Below are 4,557 nucleotides of genomic sequence, written 5' to 3' on the forward strand. Positions count from 1 at the left end.
CGTGTACATCCGCACGCTCGTGACCGGCAAGAACCAGGAGTCGGGTCGGGCGATCGACACGGCCACGAACACCGGTCAGTACCTGTAGGACCGCACTGCCCTCCGTCAACCCGCCTGGACAGCCCGCCCGGCCTCGCGCCGGGCGGGCTGTCCGCGTCAGGGGCGTGCGGTGACCAGGCCGGACTCGTAGGCGGCGATCACGAGCTGGGCCCGGTCGCGGGCCTGGAGCTTGTGCAGCAGGCGGCCGATGTGGGTCTTCACCGTGCCCGGCGAGAGGTGCAGCTCGCCCATGATCTCGGCGTTGGACAGCCCGCGTGCGATCAGCAACAGCACCTCCTTTTCACGCTCCGTGATCCCGTCCAGGCGGATCGAGCGAGGCGGGGGTGTGCGGGAGAACTCGGCCACGAGGCGCTTCGTCACGGAGGGTGACAGCAGGGCGTCGCCGGCGGCCACCACGCGGATCGCGGCGAGCAGGTCGGCCGGGGGAGTGTCCTTGAGCAGGAACCCGCTCGCGCCGGCCCGCAACGCCGCGTAGACGTACTCGTCCAGGTCGAAGGTGGTCAGGATCAGCACGCGTGCCGTGCTGAACGAACCGATCTCGCGGGTGGCCGCGATCCCGTCCACGTCCGGCATCCGGACGTCCATCAGCACCACGTGCGGCGACGTCGACCGCACCACCGACACCGCCTCGGCGCCGTCGCCGGCCTCACCGACCACCCGCAGGTCGGGCGCCGAGTCCACGAGCACCCGGAAGCTGCCCCGCAGCAGCGCCTGGTCGTCCACGATCACCACGTCGATCACGACAGGGGCACCTCGGCGCGCACCGCGAACCCGCCGCCGGCCAGCGGGCCCGCGGAGAACGTCCCGCCGTAGACCGCCACCCGTTCTCGCATCCCGATCAACCCGTGTCCCCCGCCGCCCGCCAGCACCCGTTCACCCGGTCCGTCGTCGACCACGTCGACCCGCACCGAAGCGTCCCCGACGACGATCGACACCTCGCAGGTGGCCGGCGCGGCGTGCTTGACCACGTTGGTCACCGACTCCTGCACGATGCGGTACACGGTCAGCCCCAGCCCGTCGGGCAGCGAACCGGACACCGACAGCGACACGTCCACCCCGGCCAGTGAGGCGCGGGACACCAATCCGGGCAAGTCGTCCATACCGGGCATGGGTGCGAGCTCGGCCTCCGCGTCCTCCGACCGCAGCACGCCCAGCAGCCGTCGCATCTCGACCAGGGTGCCGCGGGACGTCTTCTCGATGACCTCCAGCGCCTCCTGGGCCTGCTCGGGCTGCGCCGACGCGACGTGGGCGGCGACGCCCGCCTTCACGGTGATCAGGCTCAGGCTGTGCGCGACCACGTCGTGCAGCTCGCGGGCGATCCGCATGCGCTCCTCGGCGACGGCCTTGGACGACGCCTCGGCGGCCTGGCGCGCCTCGTACGAGCGGCGGATCCGGGTGGTGCGGCCCAGCGCCCACGCGGCGCAGATGACCAGCGTGAGGAACACGCACAGGCCGAAGGACTCCGGCCACGGCTCGCCGACCAGCACCGAGACCCACGCCGTGACGATGGCGGTGACCAGCGAGCCCACGGCCACGCGCCGCTCGCAGGCCGACGCCACCATGTACAGGGCGAACGCCGTCGCGCTGTAGGGCTCCAGCGTGATGTGGCCGAGCGTGGCGACGTTCTGCGCCGCCAGCACGATCCCGAACGTGAGCACCGGCCGCTTGCGGCGCAGCGCCAGCGGCGCGCCCACCAGCACCGCCACCGGGTAGCCCAGCCACGCCGGCGCGCCGTTCACCCGGGCGAAGTCCAGGTAGATCACGACCAGCACGACGGCGGTCACCACGTCCAGCGCGTACAGGTGGGCGGTCGGCAGCATCCGCAGGACTCGCGAGGTCACGTCCGGCACGGTAATCGGCGCGGCGGGCCGTGGCGTCGGACCACGGTCCGACCCGAATCGCAGACTCCGGTCCGATCCGCCCGGCCCCGAACCCCGGCAAGCTCCTCCCCATGATCGAAGTGAGGGAACTGACCAAGCGCTACCGCGCCACGAGGGCGGTGGACGGCCTGTCGTTCGAGGTGAAACCCGGCTACGTGGCGGGCTTCCTCGGCCCCAACGGCGCGGGCAAGTCCACCACCATGCGGGCGATCCTCGGCCTGGACCGCCCGACCAGCGGCGAGGCCCTGGTCAACGGCCGCCGTTACGCCGGGATCCGCAGACCCATGCACGAGGTCGGCGCGCTGCTCGACGCGGGCGCGGTGCACGGCGGCCGGTCGGCCTACGACCACCTGCGCGTGCTGGCCCGGAGCAACGGCATCAAGGACAGCCGGGTCGTCGCGACGCTGGAGCAGGTGGGCCTGGCCGGGGTGGCGAAGAGACGCGTGGGCTCGCTGTCGCTGGGTATGAAGCAACGCCTCGGGGTGGCGGCGGCCCTGCTCGGCGACCCGGGCGTGCTGTTGTTCGACGAGCCGGTGAACGGCCTCGACCCGGAGGGCATCCGCTGGATCAGGCACCTGATGCGGGGCCTGGCCCGCGAGGGGCGAACCGTGCTCGTGTCCAGCCACCTGATGAGCGAGATGGCCCTGACCGCCGACCGGGTGATCGTGATCGGGCGGGGCAGGCTGATCCTCGAGACGTCCATGCAGGACCTGCAGGAGAAGTTCAAGAAGGACGTGCTGGTCCGCACGCCCGCGCCCGACGCCCTGGTGACCGTCCTGACCGCCGGGGGCGCGAGCACCCACGCCGAGGACGGTGCGCTGCTCGTGCAGGGGCTGGACGCCCCGGGCATCGCCGACCTCGCCGCCCGCAACCGCATCCCGATCCACGAACTGACCCCGCGCAGCGCGTCCCTGGAGGACGCCTACCTCGAGCTGACCGAGACCAGCGTGGAGTACCGCACCAAGGAGACCTCCCGATGACCGACGTGCTGAACTCGGAGTGGCTGAAGCTCCGCTCCGTCCGCTCGACCACCTACGTGCTGCTGGCCATCGTGCTGTGCCTGCTCGGCGGTGCGCTGGTGTCGTACCTGATGACGGCGGACTGGGACACCTCGCCGCCGGACGTGCAACGGCAGTTCGGCGCGGCCGACCCGAGCGCGATGGTGGTCCCGTTCACCCAGTTCTGCCTGGGCGTGCTGGGGGCGATGGCGATCACCTCGGAGTACGGCAGCGGCATGATCAGGACGGCTCTGGTCTCCGTGCCCCAGCGCAAGACCTACCTGCTGGCCAAGACCGTCGTGGTGGCCGGCGCGTCCCTGTTGATCGGCCTGGCGACCACCCTGGTTGCCTATGAGATCGGGGAACTGATCACCGGCGACCGCCCACACCCGATCTCCGCCTACACCACCTTCAGCGACGCCGTCCCGACCCTGCTGGCCAACACCGCCTCCCTGGTCCTGCTCGGCCTCCTGGGCCTGGGCCTGGGCTTCATCCTCCGCTCCACCGCGGGAGCCCTGGTCACCCTCTGCGCCCTGCTCTTCGTCCTACCGTCCCTGACCCTGATCCTGCCGGCCCCCTGGAACGACCGCGTCTACTCGATCATGCTGCCGGCCCTGGCCCCCCAACTCTCCGGCGAGATGTCGGGCACCCCACTGACCCCACCCCAAGCCGCCCTGGTCATGCTCACCTACCTGCTCCTCACCCTGACCACCGCCACCATCACCCTCCTCCGCCGCGACGCCTAAACCCCCACCACTCCGCCCCCTCACCCCGCCTCCAACCCTCGGCACCCCCGCTACCTGCCCCCCGACCACCACCTCCGCGCCCGGCTTCGACCCGAAGGAGCCGCCCGCCCTGCCAACCTCATGTCTCCGCCCCTGCCCCCACCAACCGCCCTCTACCTCTCACCAACCCTCTTCCTCCCAACCCACCACCCCGACCGCCTTGAACCCCGACCGCCCTGGACGGTGGCCGCCCTGCACCCGACCCGCACCCCGGCCCTCACCGCCACCTCCACGCCCGGCTTTCACTCCAAGGAGCCGCCTGCCCTGCCACCCTCATGCCTGCGACCCTGCCCTGCCCATCTGCCTTCCACCTCTCACCAACCCTCTGTCTCCCAACCCACCACCCCGACCGCCTTGAACCCCGACTGCCCTGGACGGTGGTCACCCCGCACCCGGCCCGCGCCCTGGCCCTCATCGCCACCTCTGCACCCGGCTTCGACCTCAAGGAGCCGCCCGCTCTGCCAACCCCATGCCTCCGGCCCTGCCCCATCCAACCGCCCTTTACCTCTCACCAATCCTCTGTCTCCCGACCCACCACCCCGACCGCCTTGGACCCTGACCGCCCTGGACCGTGCCCACCCCGTACCCGAGCCGCGCCCCGGCCCTCCCTGCTACCGCCACCGCCACCGCCACCGCGAGGAGCCGACCACTCCACAACTCACTCAACCCAACCCGCCCCATCCCCACCGCCCTCCACTCCTCAACCTCCCGTTACCTTTTTCGTAGCTCCTGATCAAGGAGCCGTGGTCGCCAGGTCCGGCATGACTGACGCCCCCAGTCGAACCCATGATCCGGGGGGTGGTGTCACCGGGTCTGGTGGCATCGAGGGACCGC

At 71.4% G+C, this 4,557-nt stretch carries 4 protein-coding genes; 2 read left to right on the forward strand and 2 right to left on the reverse strand.

Features of this window, described 5'->3' with window-relative positions; all coding sequences use genetic code 11:
* Positions 1-156 precede the first annotated feature (156 nt).
* Positions 157-801, reverse strand: coding sequence for a response regulator transcription factor (locus LZG04_RS41320; protein ID WP_233827424.1), 645 nt, complete (start codon positions 799-801; stop codon positions 157-159).
* Positions 798-1,901, reverse strand: coding sequence for a sensor histidine kinase (locus LZG04_RS41325; protein WP_233827425.1), 1,104 nt, complete (start codon positions 1,899-1,901; stop codon positions 798-800). The genes LZG04_RS41320 and LZG04_RS41325 overlap by 4 nt, the downstream gene beginning before the upstream one ends.
* Before the next feature lie 110 nt (positions 1,902-2,011).
* On the opposite strand from LZG04_RS41325, the gene LZG04_RS41330 reads away from it, so the two are divergent.
* Positions 2,012-2,920, forward strand: coding sequence for an ABC transporter ATP-binding protein (locus LZG04_RS41330; RefSeq protein ID WP_233827426.1), 909 nt, complete (start codon positions 2,012-2,014; stop codon positions 2,918-2,920).
* On the forward strand, positions 2,917-3,684 hold the full coding sequence (locus LZG04_RS41335) for an ABC transporter permease (RefSeq protein ID WP_233827427.1): 768 nt from the start codon (positions 2,917-2,919) through the stop codon (positions 3,682-3,684). Before LZG04_RS41330 ends, LZG04_RS41335 begins: the two co-directional genes overlap by 4 nt.
* The last annotated feature ends 873 nt before the right edge of the window (positions 3,685-4,557 follow it).

Origin of the sequence: Saccharothrix sp. S26, from assembly GCF_021390395.1 — a bacterium.
In the GTDB taxonomy this organism is placed as follows: Bacteria; Actinomycetota; Actinomycetes; order Mycobacteriales; family Pseudonocardiaceae; genus Actinosynnema.

Excerpts from the sequence above, each read along its gene's own strand:
- LZG04_RS41335 (WP_233827427.1), top strand. The coding sequence starts at position 2,917 with ATGACCGACGTGCTGAACTCGGAGTGGCTGAAGCTCCGCTCCGTCCGC.
- LZG04_RS41330 (WP_233827426.1), top strand. The coding sequence starts at position 2,012 with ATGATCGAAGTGAGGGAACTGACCAAGCGCTACCGCGCCACGAGGGCG.